Consider the following 17,890-nt stretch of genomic DNA (forward strand, 5'->3'; position numbering starts at 1 on the left):
ACAATACTAAAAATATATTTTGATATATGTCAAATAACAATATACAAATCTTTGATACAACCCTTCGAGATGGTGAACAAGTACCTGGTTGCAAACTAAACACAGAACAGAAGGTTATTATTGCAGAACAGCTGGATCAACTAGGAGTTGATGTTATAGAATCTGGTTTTCCCGTCTCTAGTCCTGGTGATTTTAAATCGGTACAAGAAATTTCGAAAATAGTTAAAAACGCAACCGTTTGTGGTTTAACTAGAGCAGTAGAAAACGACATTAAAGTAGCCGCAGAAGCATTACAATTTGCTAAAAAACCAAGAATACATACTGGGATTGGCACATCCGACTCGCATATTTTACATAAATTTAAATCGAATAAAGAAGCTATTATAGAACGTGCTTTTGCTGCAGTAAAATACGCAAAGTCTTTTGTTGAAGATGTAGAGTTTTATGCAGAAGATGCAGGAAGAACAGAAAACGAATATTTAGCTAGAGTTTGTGAGGCTGCAATAAAAGCTGGAGCAACGGTTTTAAATATTCCAGACACTACTGGGTATTGTTTACCTAGCGAGTATGGTGCGAAAATAAAATACTTAAAAGAAAATGTAAAAGGTATTGAAAAAGCCATTTTATCATGCCATTGCCATAATGATTTAGGTTTAGCTACTGCTAATTCTATAGAAGGAGTCATTAATGGAGCTCGTCAAATTGAATGTACTATAAATGGCATTGGTGAACGCGCAGGAAATACTGCTTTAGAAGAAGTGGTGATGGTTTTAAAACAACATCCTTACCTAAATTTAGACACCAATATTAAAACCGAAATGCTTTATGGAATAAGTCAATTGGTTTCCGATAGCATGGGAATTTACACACAACCAAACAAAGCAATTGTAGGTGCAAATGCTTTTGCTCATAGCTCAGGAATACACCAAGATGGTGTTATTAAAAACCGTGAGACTTATGAAATTATTGACCCAAAAGATGTTGGTGTAACCGAATCGGCTATTGTATTAACTGCTAGAAGTGGAAGAGCTGCTTTAGCGTATAGATCTAAGAATATTGGTTACGAATTAACGAAACTACAATTAGATGAAATTTATGCTAGCTTTTTAACTTTTGCAGACAAAAAGAAAGAGATTAATGATGCAGATATTCATCAAATAATTGAATCTAGTAAAGTATACCAACAAATAATTTCCGCTTAAATGAAGAAGACACTATTTGATAAAGTCTGGGATGCTCATGTGGTCGATACTATAAAAAATGGTCCACAGGTACTTTACATAGACAAACACTTAATACACGAAGTGACAAGTCCGCAAGCTTTTAATGAATTAGAAGATCGCGGAATTCCTGTTTTTAGACCTAACCAGATTGTGGCAACCGCAGACCACAATACACCAACACAAAATCAAGACCAACCAATTAAAGACGAGTTATCTAGAAAACAATTAGAACAACTATCTACAAATTGTAAAAAAAATAATATTACCCTATACCAACTAGGCCATAAATACAATGGTATTGTTCATGTTATGGCTCCAGAATTAGGCTTTACACAACCAGGAATGACTATGGTTTGTGGAGACAGCCACACCTCAACACATGGTGCTTTTGGCACTATTGCATTTGGTATTGGAACCAGTCAAGTAGCACAAGTTTTTGCTAGCCAATGCTTATTACTTACCAAACCAAAAAGTTTAAGAGTATCTGTTAATGGAAAACTAAATAAAGGCGTACTACCTAAAGATGTAATTCTTTACATTATTTCTAAACTAGGAACCAATTCTGGAACAGGATATTTTTGTGAATATGCAGGAAATGTGTTTGAAGAAATGAGTATGGAAGGTAGAATGACTGTTTGTAATATGAGTATTGAAATGGGCGCTCGAGGCGGAATGATTGCACCTGACCAAACTACTTTTGACTATGTACAAGGAAGAGAATTTGCTCCAAAAAGCGAAGATTTTGATAAAAAAGTAGCCTATTGGAAAACCTTACCTACAGACGAAGGTGCAACTTTCGATAAAGAATACTTTTTTGATGCAGAAGATATAGAACCAATGATTACCTATGGTACTAACCCTGGAATGGGAATTAAAATTACAGAAAACATTCCTGTTGAAGAAAATGCTTCTTTCAAAAAGTCTTTAGAATACATGAATTTTGAAGCAGGTGAAAGCTTAATTAATAAACCTATAAACTTTGTGTTTATTGGTAGTTGCACGAATTCTAGAATAGAAGACTTTAGAGTTGCTGCAAACTTTATAAAAGGAAAACAAAAAGCAGCTAATGTTACTGCTTGGCTAGTTCCAGGAAGCAAGCAAGTAGAAGCACAAATTATAGAAGAAGGACTAAAAGATGTTTTTGATGCTGCAGGGTTTGAGTTAAGACAACCTGGTTGTTCTGCTTGTTTAGCAATGAACGATGATAAGATTCCGCAAGGCGAATATTGTGTATCTACATCCAATAGAAATTTTGAAGGACGACAAGGACAAGGTTCTAGAACCATTCTTGCTAGTCCATTAGTAGCAGCAGCAACTGCTGTAGAAGGGAAAATTATTGATATCACTAAACATCTTAACTAACATGGAAAAATTTACAACATTACAATCTAGAGCAATTCCATTACAAATTGAGAATGTAGATACCGATCAAATTATTCCTGCTCGTTTTTTAAAAGCTACAGACAAAAAAGGATTTGGTGATAACGTTTTTAGAGATTGGAGATACCATAAAGATGGATCTGTAAATACCGATTTTGCACTTAATAATGCTAATTACTCTGGGACTATACTTGTTGCTGGAGATAATTTTGGTTGTGGATCTAGTAGAGAACATGCAGCTTGGGCTTTAACTGGATATGGATTTAAAGTAGTTGTTTCTAGTTTTTTTGCCGACATATTTAAAGGAAATGCTTTAAATAATGGTTTATTACCTGTTCAAGTTTCTGAAACATTTTTAAAAGAATTATTAAGTATATTAGAAAACAATCCAGAAACAGAAATAATTGTAAATTTAGAAAAGCAAACTATTTCGGTTAATGAGACACTATCGGAATCTTTTGAAATTGACGCATACAAAAAAACGTGTATGATTAATGGTTATGATGATATTGACTATTTACTTAGCAAAAAATCAGAAATTGAAGCGTATGAAAATGCAACTAGCTGATAATTGCGTTAGCGATTGCAGTGACATCCTTTTTACATCTATTCGATAGATACGATTTTAAAGATAGAAAGTGTAAAAAGATATAACGGAAAGCGCGACATTTAGGTAACGCCCAAAAATTAAAATAAGATTTCTAATTGTACGGAAATAAAAATATAAATTAAAAAGATAGTAGGAAAACATGCCTGCTTTCGCAAAAAATATTATGAAATTAAATATAGCTGTTTTACCCGGAGATGGCATTGGCCCAGAAGTTACAAAACAAGCAATTAAGGCTTTGCAAGCAATTGCTCTAGAGTTTGATCATTCGTTTTCTTTTACACACGCTCCAGTTGGAGCTATTGCAATTGACGAAACTGGAAACCCTTTACCTGAAGAAACTTTAGATGTTTGCGAAGCGAATGATGCTATTTTATTTGGTGCCATTGGAGATCCAAAATACGATAACAATCCGGATGCTAAAGTGCGTCCAGAACAAGGTTTACTGCGTTTACGAAAATCATTAGGTCTATTCGCTAACATTAGACCCGTAAAAGCTTATGATACTTTAATTGAAAAATCGCCTTTAAAAAAAGAGATTATTGAAGGTACAGATATTAGTATTTACAGAGAATTAACTGGTGGTATTTACTTTGGCGAAAAACATTTAAGCGAGGATGGAAATACAGCTTCGGATTTGTGCTTATATACAAAAATAGAAATTGAACGTATTGCACATTTAGCTTTTAAAGCTGCTGGATCGAGAAGAAACAAAGTAACTTTAGTAGATAAAGCGAATGTTTTAGAAAGCTCTAGGCTTTGGAGAAAAGTAGTTAGCGAAATTGCAAAAGACTATCCGCAAGTAACTTTAGATTTCTTATTTGTAGATAATGCAGCCATGCAAATGATTTTAAATCCAAAACAATTTGATGTTATTTTAACAGAAAACATGTTTGGAGATATTATTAGTGACGAAGCTAGTGTAATAGGCGGTTCTATTGGCTTATTGGCTTCGGCGTCTGTTGGAGACAAACATGCTATGTTTGAACCTATTCATGGTTCGTATCCACAAGCAACAGGCAAAGGAATTGCAAATCCTATTGCCTCGATTTTATCTGCCGCAATGTTGTTAGATCATTTTGATTTAACAGAAGAAGCAACACTAATTAGAAAAGGAGTAGAAAAATCTTTACTACTTAATATAACAACACCAGATTTAAATACAGAGTACACGAATGTAACTACATCTAAAGTCGGCGATTTTATTGCAGATTACATTTCTAATCCAAAAGACTCTAACCTTAATTTTTCTAACATTCACCTAGGTCAATCTACTATCATATAACTTTATGTCTACACAACCAAAACTCACCCGATTTAATCAAAATGTACTATCTAAATACCAGATATACAATAGTATTTTCATGACATTACCTTTTGATTCTATTACAAAAACAGGAGTTTTATTACCATTGTTTCATGAAACTTGTAAGAATGGTTTTGAAAATGGAGAAGACCCAACAACTATAGTTAACACTTTTTTTAAAAAGTATCAAGCTAGACGATCTAAAGAAAGTCAGATCGATTTATTATTTCGTTTTATTCAATATATCGAACGCCAAGTCGTTTTATTTGATGCTATTGAAGATGCCGCATTCCCTATAGTTAATAACATGGATGGAATTGGTACTTTAAGAAGTTTAAAAGAAACCGCTTCTGCAGAAGACAAGTTAGAAACACTTCAAAAATACCTGGAAGAATTTAAAGTTAGAATTGTTTTAACAGCACATCCAACACAATTTTATCCTGGTTCTGTTTTAGGAATTATTACAGATTTAACCGAAGCTGTTAAAGAAAATGATTTGCTTCGCATAAATGATTTATTAGCGCAATTAGGAAAAACACCTTTCTTCAAACATAAAAAACCTACACCTTATGATGAGGCAGTAAGTCTAATTTGGTATTTAGAAAATGTATTTTATAAATCCTTTGGAAGCATTTACGATTATATTCAACAAAATATTTTTGACGGAAAACAAATAGATAACGACATTATAAATATTGGTTTTTGGCCAGGAGGAGATAGAGACGGAAACCCATTTGTTACTCCAGAAATCACATTAAATGTTGCCAAAAGACTACAAGACACTGTAATTAAAAATTACTATAGAGACATAAGAAAATTAAAAAGAAAACTAACTTTTCAAGGTGTTGAAGATAAAATTAACGCTCTAGAAAAAGAACTCTATAAAATAATAACGAATAAAAACTCTAGTTTAACTGCAGATAGTTTTACTTCTGAATTAAAAGAAATTAAACAAATTGTTATTGACAAACACCAATCACTTTATGCATCTGAAGTGAATAGTTTGATAAATAAAATTCATCTTTTCGGATTTCATTTTGCGAATCTAGACATTCGTCAAGACAGTAGAAAGCATGACCAATTTTTTAATGATATGGTGAATGCTTTAATAGATAATGGAAGCAATATTTTCCCGAAAAACTATCATGACCTATCAGAATCGGAACAAGTAAAAATCTTATCTAAAGTAAAAGGAACTGTAGATCTTTCCTTAATAAAAGATGAAGAAACCTTAAAAGCCTTAAATACCATGAAGGCTATTAAAACTATTCAAGACTCTAATGGAGAAAAAGCTGCAAATAGATATATAATAAGTAACAACCAGACCACTTTAAACGTGATGCAACTTTTTGCTATGCTAAAACTGGTTGCCTTTCAAGAAGAATTAACTGTAGATATTGGACCACTTTTTGAAACCATTACAGATTTAGAAAATGCTCCTGCAGTTATGGAAGCTTTATATACAAACCCAGAATATGTAGCGCACTTAAAAGCAAGAGGTAACAAACAAACCATCATGCTTGGTTTTAGTGACGGCACAAAAGATGGTGGTTATTTAATGGCAAACTGGGCAATTTATAAAGCCAAAGAGAACCTAACCGCTATTTCTAGAAAATATGATATAACTGCTATTTTCTTCGATGGTCGTGGTGGCCCACCTGCCCGTGGAGGAGGAAAAACACATAATTTTTATGCGTCATTAGGCCCAACGATTGAAGACAAAGAAGTACAATTAACTATACAAGGACAAACAATTAGTTCCAATTTTGGTACATCTGAATCTTCGCAATATAATTTAGAACAACTTATTACCTCTGGAATTCATAATAGTTTTAGCGAAACAGACCTAAGCATGCTTCCAGAAAACAGAGAAGTAATGAATGATATTGCAAATTTAAGTTATGAAGCATATGTTGCTTTTAAAGCACATCCAAAGTTCATTTCTTATTTAGAACATATGAGTACTTTAAAATATTATGCGAAAACAAATATTGGAAGTCGTCCATCGAAAAGAGGAAAATCAGACGGCTTAGTTTTTGAAGATTTAAGAGCAATCCCTTTTGTTGGGTCATGGAGTCAATTAAAACAAAATGTGCCAGGTTTTTTCGGTGTAGGAACAGCCCTAAAGAAATATGAAGATGCTGGTGAATTTGACAAAGCACAGCATTTATTTAAAACATCTGATTTCTTTAAAACATTAATAGAAAACAGTATGATGTCCTTATCTAAATCCTTTTTCGACTTAACAAAATACATGTCTGAAGATCCAGAATATGGAGATTTCTGGAATGTAATTCATAACGAATACGAAACCACAAAACGTCTTATACTTAAACTAACTGGATATAAAGAATTGATGCAAGAAGAACCTGCCGGAAAAGCATCTATTGCAGTTAGAGAATCTATTGTTTTACCTTTATTAACTATACAGCAATTTGCTTTAAAAAAGATTCAAGAACTTGAAAAAGCAGAAGTTAGGGATGAAGCACAAATTAAAATCTTTGAAAAAATAGTAACGCGTTCCTTATTTGGAAATATAAATGCAAGCCGTAACTCTGCCTAACCTAAATATTTTATTGTTAGTCTTATTATTAAAAAACCTCGAAACATTACATTTCGAGGTTTTTACTAACAAACAATTAAACTAAATAATTAATACTATAGAACCTATATAACATAAGTAGGTTTTCCTAGCATCAAGTTCTTCTATTTCTTAATATTTTAAAATTCTATTCTTTTAAATTCCAGCCAAATCACCTATTCTTAACGTAAGGTATTTGGTCCTTTTTCTCCAGTTCTAATTCTATAAACTTCATTGACAGGAGAAACAAAAATTACGCCATCACCAACTTCACCAGTAGGTGCAGCATCTAATATTGCCTTTATTGTTACTTCTTCAAAATCATCATTAACGACAATAGACATGTAATATCTTTCGATTTCTGTAGTACTATTAGAAATAACCTTAGACAAGTCGTCGTCATCATTTTCTTTTCCAAACCCAGTAACTTCCCAAAATGAAAAAAAGTTAACTCCTACTTCATGTAAAGCTTTTTTAACATCTAAAAATTTAGATTTTCTAATAACCGCTTCTACTTTTTTCATTTATTTTTTTATTTCAAAATCAAGTAATAGCTCTAAACTTTATTATTTAGAGCTATTACTTAAAAGACTGTTTTTAACCTCTATCTCTTTTTCCTGGATAAGCAATTTCTCCATGTTCAGATAAATCTAAACCTACCGTTTCTTCTTCTTCAGTTACACGAAGTCCCATTGTAGATTTCAATATCTTTAATATAATAAACGATAATACTACAGACCAAACTGCGTAAGCCAATACTCCAGTTGCCTGAGCACCTAGTTGGCTAAATCCACCGCCATTAAACAAACCAATTCCTGTATCACCATCTATACCCCAAAGACCTATTACTAAAGTCCCCCAAGCACCAGCAACACCATGAACAGAAGCTGCTCCAATAGCATCATCTATTTTAAGTTTCTTTTCAATAAACTCGATTGAAAACACTACAATAATACCTCCAATTAATCCAGCAAAAATAGCTCCAACTGCAGACATATTACCACAACCAGCAGTAATACTAACTAAACCTGCTAATGCACCATTTAATGTTTGCGGCAAGTTAGGCTTACCATACCAAATCCATGTAGTAACTAATGCTCCTAGACCACCAGCTGCTGCAGCTAAATTTGTTATTAATACTACATTAGAAGCAGCTATTGCATCTGCACCTCCCCAAGCTAATTGAGAACCTCCATTAAATCCAAACCAACCTAACCAAAGTACAAACACACCTAAAGTTGCTAATACTTGGTTGTGACCTGGAATTGCAATTACTTTTCCATCTACATATTTTCCTATTCTAGGACCTACCATAAAAGCAGCTACAAGAGCAGCCCACCCCCCTACAGAGTGTACAATAGAAGAACCTGCAAAATCAATAAATCCTAATTCGGTTAACCAACCAGAACCTTGCCATTGCCATCCACCTGCTATTGGATAAATTAAAGCTGTCATTACAACAGAAAATATAGCATAAGTTGAATATTTAGTTCGTCCCGCTATAGCTCCTGATACAATTGTCGCAGCTGTTGCAGCAAACATGGTTTGAAAGAATAGATCGGCTCCTTCACCTTGCATTAAACCTCCCCAGAAAAACCATCCGTTAGAAGTGTCTCCATACATTAAAGAATAACCTACCAACCAGTACGTTAGGGATCCAACACAAATATCAAGCAAGTTTTTCATTGCTATATTTGCTGCATTTTTTGAACGCGTCATTCCCGTTTCTACTAATGTGAAACCTGCCTGCATAAAGAATACTAGAATACCCGAAATTAGCATCCATAACATTCCGAAATCGCCATTAATTGCGTTAACCGCATCTTCTATATCTTTTGTTGTAGCAGCCGCAACTTCTTGTGTTGCGACCAAATTTGGTATTATTGTTAAAAAACTCTCCATAATTATTGTTTGTAGTTAGTTAGTACTTTTTTTTAATTGAATTTATAAACCGCAGCGATTAAAAAAGTAGACAAACTTTTAGTCCCTTCTAAATCACTATCTGCATAAACCTCTTGCGAATTATTATCTAATCTTAATTCTGGTATTATTGTTAAATTCTCGTATGTATAACTTCCTGTTAAAGTAATAGCTAATACATCAGAATCGTCTACAAAAGAATCAGAATCACTTAGCCAATCAAAGTACTCTCCTCTTAAACCAATAGAAAAACTATCTGAGGCAGCAAATTGTGGATAAATAGCAGCTCCCATAAAACCTTCTCCTTCATTATCTGCATAAGCAGCATTAAGACCTAAATAGAAAGAATCTGAAATATCAAATCCACCTGTATAATCTATTTCAAAACCTAAAACTTCTTTATCGTCGTAGTAAAAATTCAAGTATTGACCTGAATAACCAAGTTGAGCTCCAAATGCATAACCTCCAATAAGATTATTATTTACATCTGTAGGATTCATAACAGCAAGCATCAAACTAAAATCATCAGATAAAGCAAAATCTGCTTTTAAACCTACATGAGAAAATGGCCCACTAGAAAACAAATAAGAAGTACTATAATTAAAATTACCTGTAGGAGAAATTACTTCATAACCTAAATACGTATTAAAACGTCCTAAAGTTAATGTTGTACTTTCTGTTACATTCCAATATGCATATAATTGATTTAAATTATACCCACCAATAGCAGCATCTCCTCTTGGCCCAAAAACTAAATCTGCAACTACCCCAGTTTTCGCTCCTTCGTATTTAGCAATAATATTCGCCATACCTAAAGCAAAACCTGTTTCGTCTGCAAATGAAGTACCAAAAGTTTGAAAAGCATCTCCATCATCTCCAAAGATTGCTTTATCACTTGAAGTTAAGTTTGTTTGATAATATGCATCAACACTTCCTTCAAAAGAGAACTTTGTTTCTTTTGGTTCTGGCTCTGTAGTTTCTTGTGCAGAAAGATAGCCTGTTGCTAATAACATAGCAGATAGTAAAATTTTTTTCATAAGTAAATATTTTAGTGGTTAATAGAAAGTCAAATCTATATTAAAAAGTTTTTAACCCCTAAAAATTAAGGGTGTAAATCATTATTTTTATGATAATTTTATTTTAACCCCTATTTTTCATAGGGTAAAATAATTTATTATCTATTTATTTACGAAATCCACATTTAGAAAAAGCATTATTATCAATTTTTTTTTAATTTTAATAAACTATAAATAACTTTTCAGTCTTTTCGAAAACGATTTCGTATAAAAAATGATTTTTTATTAAATATTATTCATTGCTTATTTATTAATATTCAATCGTATTCATTATTGAATTTTCATTTACATCCAACTTAACTACCAATATGAGAAAAGTCTTTATACTTTTTTTTTAATCAAATTATAGCACATATCTTAGAGAAGAAATAAGGCGAAAAAAGCCTTTAAATTTTACTAATTATGCTTAAGAAACAAGGACTTTATTTACCAGAATTTGAACACGATAATTGTGGTGCAGGATTTATATGTAGTTTAACAGGAAAACGATCAAATGACATTATACATAAAGCGCTTGAAATCCTAGTAAAACTAGAGCATCGCGGAGCTGTAAGTTCTGACGGAGTAACTGGGGATGGCGCTGGAATATTAATTGATATTCCGCATAAATTTTTTAAAATATTTTGTGATTTCGACTTACCTGAAACTGGTCAATATGCCGTTAGTAATGTATTCCTTCCAAAAAAGGATAATCAACGTCAATTTTGTATCGATGTTTTTGAAAAAGAAATACAAAATCAAGGCCTAAAATTAATTGGCTGGAGAGATGTACCTGTTAATAGTGAAGTTTTAGGAAAAGTTGCTAAAACAACAGAGCCTTTTGTAAAACAAATTTTTATTGGAAAGGCAGATGAAAACCAAACAGAAAGAGAATTCAACCTAAAATTATATGCTGCCCGTAAAATTGCAGAACACACAATATATGATTCTAAATTATCAGAATCTAAATTCTTTTATCTACCAAGTTTATCTACCAAAATAATAATCTTTAAAGGATTATTAATGCCAGAACATATTAATGAGTATTATTTAGATCTTTTTAATTCGGCTTTAGATACACGATTAGCATTAGTACATCAACGTTTTTCTACAAACACCTTCCCTACTTGGGATTTAGCACAACCTTTTAGATATATATGTCATAATGGGGAAATAAACACCGTAAGAGGTAACATATCACGCATGTTTTCTCGAGAAGAAATTATGGAAAGCCCTTTATTTGGTGATGATATAAAAAAAATAATCCCAACCATTTTAAAAGGAAAATCGGATTCTGCTACCTTAGATATGGTTGTCGAATTATTATTAATGACAGGTCGATCGCTTCCAGAAGCTATGATGATGTTGGTACCAGAAGCATGGGAGAAAAACCCAAATATGTCGGATGCTAAAAAGGCATTTTACGAGTATAATTCTTGCTTAATGGAACCTTGGGATGGACCTGCTTCTATTCCTTTTACAGATGGTAATTTTATTGGAGCAGTACTAGATCGAAACGGGCTTCGTCCTTCTCGTTATACCGTTACTAAACTAGGAAATGTTATCATGTCTTCTGAAACAGGTGTCGTAGATATTAAACCTGAAAACGTAGAGTATCATGGTCGTTTAGAACCCGGAAAAATGTTTTTAGTAAACATGAATGAAGGTAGGATAGTTAATGACGAAGAGATAAAAGAAGAAATTGCAAACAAATATCCTTATAGAAAATGGCTTAACGAAAATCTAATCCACCTTAGAGATATTAAGGCAAAAAAAGGACCTATTAAGTACGACGAAATAGCTCTTAAAAAACGTGAAGTTGTTTTTGGCTATACACAAGAAGATATAAACACCATTATAAGACCCATGGCGCAATTAGGGAAAGAACCTATTGGATCTATGGGAAGTGACTCACCTATCGCAATTTTATCTGAAAAACCACAACTAATATACAACTACTTTAAACAGCTATTTGCACAAGTTACTAATCCGCCTTTAGACGGAATTCGAGAAGAATTAATCACAGATATTAGCTTAACTTTAGGTAGTGATGTAAATCTTTTTGACATCAATGCAGAACACTGCAAAAAACTAAAAATTCAAAACCCGGTTATTTCAAAACACGATTTAGATAAGATAAGAGATTACGATACAAATCCAGATTTTAAAGTAGAATCTATTTCTATGTTATATGAAGTAAATCGTGGATTAAACGAATTAGAAGTAGCACTTGAAAACCTAGTTACCAAGGCTTCTAAAGCAATAGATAATGGTGCAAATATTATTATTTTATCTGATAGATTTGTAGACGAAAATCACGCACCAATTCCTGCTCTTTTAGCATGTTCATATTTAAATCATGCACTTCATAAATTAGAAAAACGTTCAAAAATAAGTTTAATTATTGAATCGGCAGAACCGCGTGAAGTGCATCACTTTGCATTACTATTTGGTTATGGAGCAAGCGCAGTAAATCCTTATATTGTAAATGAGATTGTACAAAAACAAATCAACAACCAAGATGTTACCGATTTAGAATATTTAACTGCAATAAAAAATTATAATAAAGCAGTCGGAAAAGGCATATTAAAGGTGATGAATAAAATTGGTATTTCAACACTTAACTCGTACAGAGGTTCTCAATTATTTGAATGTATTGGAATAAACACAACAACTGTTGAAAAATACTTCCCTAACACAACAACCAGAATTCAAGGTATAGGATTAAGAGAAATTGAGCAAGAAATTGTAAAACGTCATAAAAAAGCATTTCATAAAAACACAGAACCAGATATTGAAGTAGGTGGAGATTATAGATGGAGACGCGGACAAGAAAAACACATGTTCAATCCGCTAACTGTTGCTAAACTTCAAGAATCGGTTAGAACGAATAAAGCATCTACTTTTAAAGAATACTCCGAATTGGTAAACAATCAATCCAAAAGCTTAATGACTATTAGAGGCTTGTTTGAATTCGATCAATTCGACCCAATTCCTCTAGAAGAAGTAGAACCTTGGACAGAGATTGTAAAACGTTTTAAAACTGGCGCCATGTCTTATGGCTCCATTAGTAAAGAAGCTCATGAAAATTTAGCTGTTGCCATGAATAGAATTGGAGGGAAATCTAATTCTGGCGAAGGTGGAGAAGATCAAGAACGATTCTATAAAACCTCACAAGGAGATTGGAAAAACTCTGCCATAAAACAAGTAGCTTCTGGCCGTTTTGGTGTAACATCAAATTACTTAACAAGTGCAAACGAAATTCAAATAAAAATAGCGCAAGGTGCTAAACCTGGAGAAGGCGGTCAATTACCAGGACCTAAGGTAAATAGAGAAATTGCTAAAACTAGAAATTCTACTCCTTATGTTGGACTAATCTCTCCACCACCGCATCACGATATTTATTCTATTGAAGATTTATCTCAATTAATTTACGATGTAAAATCTGCAAACAGATCGGCTAGAATTAATGTAAAACTAGTTTCAGAAGTTGGTGTAGGAACCGTTGCAGCAGGTGTTGCCAAAGCAAAAGCAGATGTTATTTTAGTATCTGGTTTTGATGGAGGAACAGGAGCTTCCCCTTTAACATCCTTACGACACTGTGGCTTACCATGGGAACTTGGTATTGCCGAAGCACAACAAACACTAGTAATGAACGACCTTAGAAATCGTATTGTTTTAGAATGTGACGGACAATTAAAAACAGGTAGAGATGTTGCTATAGCTTGTTTATTAGGAGCAGAAGAATTTGGCTTTGCAACAGCACCTTTAGTAGCCTCTGGCTGCATCATGATGCGTGTTTGCCATTTAAACACCTGCCCAGTTGGTATTGCAACTCAAAATCCAGAATTACGTAAAAAGTTTAAAGGAAAGCCAGAACACGTAGTTAACTACATGTATTTTGTAGCGCAAGAATTACGTGAAATCATGGCAAAACTAGGGTTTAGAACTATTAATGAAATGGTAGGTCAATCTCAAAAATTAAATAGAAATAAAGCTATTGATCATTATAAATCTTCAGGAATAGACTTAACTCCTATTCTTCACAAAGTAGAAGTTGCTGAAGATGTAAAACTATATAACACCTATTGCCAAGACCACAATTTAAATGTACACTTAGATTTTAAGATCATTAAACAAGCACACCAAGCTTTATTTAGAAGGCAAAAAACACAATTTGAATTACCTATCACTAATATTGACCGAGCAGTTGGTGCTATTGTTAGTAATGAAATTTCAAAAATTTATGGTGCAGATGGTCTACCAGAAGACACTATAGATATAGACTTTCATGGTTCGGCCGGACAAAGTTTTGGCGCATTTGCTACCAAAGGATTAAAATTTACGGTTCATGGAAACACAAACGATTACTTAGGTAAAGGTTTATCTGGAGCTAAAATTATTATTAAAGTTCCCGAAAAATGCACCATTGTTCCTGAAGACAATATCATTACAGGAAACGTAACATTATATGGTGCAACCTCGGGAGAAGTATACATAAACGGAAAAGCTGGAGAGCGTTTTTGTGTTAGAAATTCTGGTGCAAAAGCAGTTGTGGAAGGCATTGGAGATCATGGTTGTGAATATATGACTGGTGGAGTTGCTGTTATTTTAGGAGCTGTAGGAAGAAATTTTGGAGCAGGAATGAGCGGCGGGATTGCATTTGTTTTAGATGAAGATGAAACCTTTAAACAAAACTGTAATGCTGAAGATTTAAATGTCGATCCTATACATAGCGAAGAAGATGCACTTCAACTAAAACAATTAATTGAAAATCATTTAGAAGCTACAGGAAGCCCATTGGCAGATCGTATTTTAAAAGACTGGAACAACTACCTTCCAAAGTTTAAAAAAGTATTACCAGAAGAATACAGACAAGCATTATTAAGATTAGAACAAGAACAATTAGAATTAGCGTAAATTATGGGAAAGACAACAGGATTTTTAGAATTTGAGCGCCAAAACGAAAGTTATATAGCACCAAAAAAACGAATTGAAAACTACAAAGAATTTACAATTCCTTTAAAAGAAGAAAAATTAAAAGATCAAGGTGCACGTTGCATGGATTGCGGAATACCGTTTTGCCATAGTGGCTGTCCGCTTGGAAATTTAATTCCAGATTTTAATGACAAAGTATACAAAGGAAAATGGAAAGAGGCTGCCGAAATATTACACAAAACAAATAACTTCCCTGAATTTACCGGTAGACTATGTCCTGCTCCTTGTGAAGAAGCATGTGTTTTAGGCATTAACGAAGATCCTGTAACCATAGAAAATATTGAAAAAAACATAGTTGAAACCGCTTTTAACGAAGGCTGGATCACTGCACAACCTCCAAAAATTAGAACCGAAAAAACCGTTGCCATTATTGGTTCTGGACCTGCAGGATTAGCTGCTGCACAACAATTAAATCGAGCTGGACATACCGTTACTGTTTTTGAAAGAGATGAAAAAGTTGGCGGATTATTACGTTACGGAATTCCAGATTTTAAGATGGAAAAAAACGTTATCGACAGACGTGTTAAGGTTTTAGAAGAAGAAGGAATTACGTTTAAAACCAATGCACACGTTGGAGAAAACATAGATGCAAACAAAATAAAAGATGACTTTGACGCTGTAGTTTTATGTGGTGGAGCAACAGTTAGAAGAAACATCCCTATTCCTGGAGCCGATCTAAAAGGGGTAACACAAGCAATGGATTTTTTAAAGCTAAACAACCAATATGTAGATGGTTTAGTAGCATTTAAAGATGTGATTTCTGCCGAAGCTAAAAATGTTATTGTTATTGGTGGAGGAGATACAGGTAGCGATTGTATAGGAACTTCTAATCGTCATGGAGCAACTTCGGTTACTAATTTTGAAATATTAAGCAAACCAACCGAAGGTAGACCTGCGCATCAACCTTGGCCTTATTGGCCAATGAAGCTAAAAACAACATCTTCACACCAAGAAGGTGTAGAACGTTTTTTTAGCATTTCTACAAAAGAATTTTTAGGAGATAAAAAAGGTAACTTAATTGGTTTAAAAACGGTGGAAGTAGAATGGATTTTTACTCCTGGCGAAAGACCACAACTTAAAGAACTACCTAATACTGAAAAAGAATGGAAATGCGACTTAGCATTATTAGCACTTGGTTTTACAGGAGCTGAAAAAACATTAGCAGATCAGTTTGGTTTGAACATGGATTTTAGAACCAATATTGAAGCATCTACAAAAGATTACAAAACCAACATCCCTGGTATTTTTGCCGCTGGAGATATGCGTCGTGGACAGTCGCTAATTGTCTGGGCAATCTCCGAAGGAAGACAAGCAGCACATTATGTAGACACTTATTTAATGGGAGAATCTTGTTTACCTTTAAAGGACGACAGTGATTTACCTAGAGCTTAAAATCCTGAAAATATAGGATAAACACAAAAAAAGCACCTTAAAAAAGGTGCTTTTTTTTACTATAAATACATACTTTACTCCGGAAATTTTTGCTTAATCCAATCCAAACACAAATTACCAATACTACCAACATGGGAATGTTTTTTAGACATGTCGGGTTTGTAAGTTCCACTCTCCACTTCTCCTCCAATTTTTTGATATGCTTCTCTAAACGGCATACCTTCCACTACTAAAGTATTAATATTATCTACTGTAAAAAGGTATTGATATTTTGCATCATTTAAATCGATATTTTTCACAATAACTTGTTGAATTGCGTAATTAAAAATATCTAATAAGTCTTTTACATCTTCTATTGCAGCAATTATATTTTCTTTTAACAGCTGAAAATCTCTATGATAACCGCTTGGCAAATTATTAGTAATTAAAACCATTTCGGTATGTAATGCTTGTATTTTATTTGCTTTTCCTCTAATCAATTCAAAAACATCCGGATTCTTTTTATGCGGCATGATACTACTTCCTGTAGTTAATTCATCTGGAAATGCAATAAAGCCAAAATTCTGACTATTATACACGCAAATATCCATTGCAAAACGCGCTAAAGTATTACACACACTTCCTAAAGCCAAAGCAATAGTACGCTCGCTTTTCCCTCTGCTCATTTGTGCGGCAACAACATTGTATTTTAAAGTCGAGAAATTTAACTCTTTAGTTGTTAATTGCCTATCTATAGGAAAAGAACTTCCGTAACCAGCTGCAGAACCTAATGGGTTTTGGTCTACCGTTTTTAATGCTGCATTTAGCAAATACACATCGTCAATTAGCACTTCTGCATAAGCAGAAAACCACAAACCAAATGAGGAGGGCATTGCAACTTGTAAATGTGTATAACCAGGAAGCAGCGCTTCTTTATGTGTTTCTGCTAAATTTAAAAGTGTTTCAAAAAACGTTTTTGTTTTAGTGTTTATTTCTTTTAAACTCTCCTTATAATACAATTGTAATGCAACTAAAACCTGATCGTTTCTAGAACGTGCTGTGTGGATTTTTTTTCCTACTTCACCTAAAGTTTTAGTCAACTCATATTCAATTTTAGAATGCACATCTTCAAAAGAATCCTCAATAACGAATGTTCCATTTTCAATAGTTTCAGCAATAGCTTGTAATCCACATTTTAGTTGTTCTAATTCTTCCGTAGAAATAATACCAATCGACTCTAACATAATCGCATGAGCTAACGAAGCTTGCACATCGTACTTTGCAATATACAGGTCAATTTCTCTATCGTTTCCAACGGTAAATTGTTCTATTTTTTTATCGATACTAATTCCTTTATCCCAGAGTTTCATTTTAATAAATTTTAATTCTTAAAATTTAGAATCAAGATCCAAGACCGCTTCGCTGTTAGAAAAAAAAACAGTTTACTCT

Annotated in this window: 11 protein-coding genes; 7 read left to right on the forward strand and 4 right to left on the reverse strand. The window is 33.3% G+C overall.

Translation table 11 applies throughout. From position 1 onward, the window contains the following. The first annotated feature begins 26 nt into the window (after nucleotides 1-26). From Q4512_RS04805 to Q4512_RS04825, 5 genes are all read left to right on the forward strand, one after another. Entirely contained in the window at nucleotides 27-1,202 is a 1,176-nt protein-coding gene (locus Q4512_RS04805; RefSeq protein ID WP_303422192.1) for a 2-isopropylmalate synthase, read from the forward strand. Continuing rightward, nucleotides 1,203-2,585, forward strand: coding sequence for a 3-isopropylmalate dehydratase large subunit (gene leuC, locus Q4512_RS04810; protein ID WP_303422195.1), 1,383 nt, complete (start codon nucleotides 1,203-1,205; stop codon nucleotides 2,583-2,585). Between the two features lies 1 nt (nucleotide 2,586). After that, nucleotides 2,587-3,171, forward strand: a complete 585-nt coding sequence (gene leuD, locus Q4512_RS04815) for a 3-isopropylmalate dehydratase small subunit (RefSeq protein ID WP_303422198.1) — start codon at nucleotides 2,587-2,589, stop codon at nucleotides 3,169-3,171. A gap of 205 nt (nucleotides 3,172-3,376) precedes the next feature. After that, nucleotides 3,377-4,495, forward strand: a complete 1,119-nt coding sequence (gene leuB, locus Q4512_RS04820; RefSeq protein ID WP_303422201.1) for a 3-isopropylmalate dehydrogenase — start codon at nucleotides 3,377-3,379, stop codon at nucleotides 4,493-4,495. 4 nt (nucleotides 4,496-4,499) lie between these two features. Continuing rightward, a complete protein-coding gene (locus Q4512_RS04825; protein WP_303422204.1) occupies nucleotides 4,500-7,079 on the forward strand; it encodes a phosphoenolpyruvate carboxylase in 2,580 nt (859 codons plus the stop codon). Nucleotides 7,080-7,279: 200 nt separating this feature from the next. Here Q4512_RS04825 and Q4512_RS04830 read toward each other — a convergent pair whose 3' ends face one another. From Q4512_RS04830 to Q4512_RS04840, 3 genes are all read right to left on the reverse strand, one after another. Next, complete coding sequence (locus Q4512_RS04830; protein WP_303422206.1) at nucleotides 7,280-7,621, reverse strand: P-II family nitrogen regulator; 342 nt, start codon at nucleotides 7,619-7,621, stop codon at nucleotides 7,280-7,282. Between the two features lie 73 nt (nucleotides 7,622-7,694). After that, nucleotides 7,695-8,999 (reverse strand): ammonium transporter, encoded by a 1,305-nt coding sequence (locus Q4512_RS04835; RefSeq protein ID WP_303422209.1) that lies wholly within the window; start codon nucleotides 8,997-8,999, stop codon nucleotides 7,695-7,697. Between the two features lie 32 nt (nucleotides 9,000-9,031). Next, a complete protein-coding gene (locus tag Q4512_RS04840; protein WP_303422212.1) occupies nucleotides 9,032-10,054 on the reverse strand; it encodes an outer membrane beta-barrel protein in 1,023 nt (340 codons plus the stop codon). Nucleotides 10,055-10,495: 441 nt separating this feature from the next. Here Q4512_RS04840 and gltB point away from each other — a divergent pair, with 441 nt between their 5' ends. Next, on the forward strand, nucleotides 10,496-14,992 hold the full coding sequence (gene gltB, locus Q4512_RS04845; RefSeq protein WP_303422215.1) for a glutamate synthase large subunit: 4,497 nt from the start codon (nucleotides 10,496-10,498) through the stop codon (nucleotides 14,990-14,992). 3 nt (nucleotides 14,993-14,995) lie between these two features. Beyond that, a complete protein-coding gene (locus Q4512_RS04850) occupies nucleotides 14,996-16,462 on the forward strand; it encodes a glutamate synthase subunit beta (RefSeq protein WP_303422218.1) in 1,467 nt (488 codons plus the stop codon). Nucleotides 16,463-16,536: 74 nt separating this feature from the next. Here Q4512_RS04850 and argH read toward each other — a convergent pair whose 3' ends face one another. Next, a complete protein-coding gene (gene argH / locus Q4512_RS04855) occupies nucleotides 16,537-17,811 on the reverse strand; it encodes an argininosuccinate lyase (protein ID WP_303422222.1) in 1,275 nt (424 codons plus the stop codon). Between the last annotated feature and the right edge of the window lie 79 nt (nucleotides 17,812-17,890).

The organism is Oceanihabitans sp. 2_MG-2023, from assembly GCF_030547245.1.
In the GTDB taxonomy this organism is placed as follows: domain Bacteria; phylum Bacteroidota; class Bacteroidia; order Flavobacteriales; family Flavobacteriaceae; genus Oceanihabitans.